We start from the raw sequence: 583 nt of genomic DNA, 5'->3' as shown, positions 1-583 counted from the left end.
CGCCGGTGGTGGAGACCTGCGCCCTGAAGAAGGAGGGCATCGACGCCCTGCTGGACGCGGTGGCGGCCATGGCCTCGGCAACCCCCGCTACACCTTTGCGGCTGCACTATGACAGCCATCTTGAGGCGGCCATCGAGCGCGTCCAGCAGCATCTGTCCAAGCTCCACCCCCAGGAGCTGAGCCCGGTGCGCTCGCGCTGGCTGGCCATCAAGATGCTGGAGGGCGATGACGAGGTTCTGCGCCACGAAAGCAACCATGTCGAACTGGTCGAGGAGATCAAGGGCGAGCAATCGGCCCTGGCCCACGAGCATGATGAAGACACCGCCAGCCTGTTGGCCTCGGCGCGCTTCGCCTTTTCCAACGGCCTGCTGCGCGAAGTCCGCCAGCAGGAGAGCGATCCCACCGCAGGGTTCAAGCTGACCCGTATCCTCGACGATTTCTTCCTGAACCGTACCCTGGGCTTGCCCCTGCTTCTGGGCATCTTGTGGGTGATGTTCGAGGCCACATTCAGCCTGGGAGCCATTCCCACCGACTGGATCAAGGCCGGGGTGCAACTGGCCACCGATCTGGTGGACAAGACCCT

General features: G+C 64.2%; 1 pseudogene. It reads left to right on the top strand.

The features are described from left to right. Positions 1-583 (top strand): annotated as a pseudogene (locus A6A04_RS02250) (ferrous iron transport protein B); the annotation flags it as partial.

This window comes from Paramagnetospirillum marisnigri, from assembly GCF_001650715.1.
Lineage (GTDB): Bacteria > Pseudomonadota > Alphaproteobacteria > Rhodospirillales > Magnetospirillaceae > Phaeospirillum > Phaeospirillum marisnigri.
The sequence above is the reverse complement of the archived record's forward strand: the minus strand, read 5'-3'. Positions and strand labels throughout refer to the sequence as shown.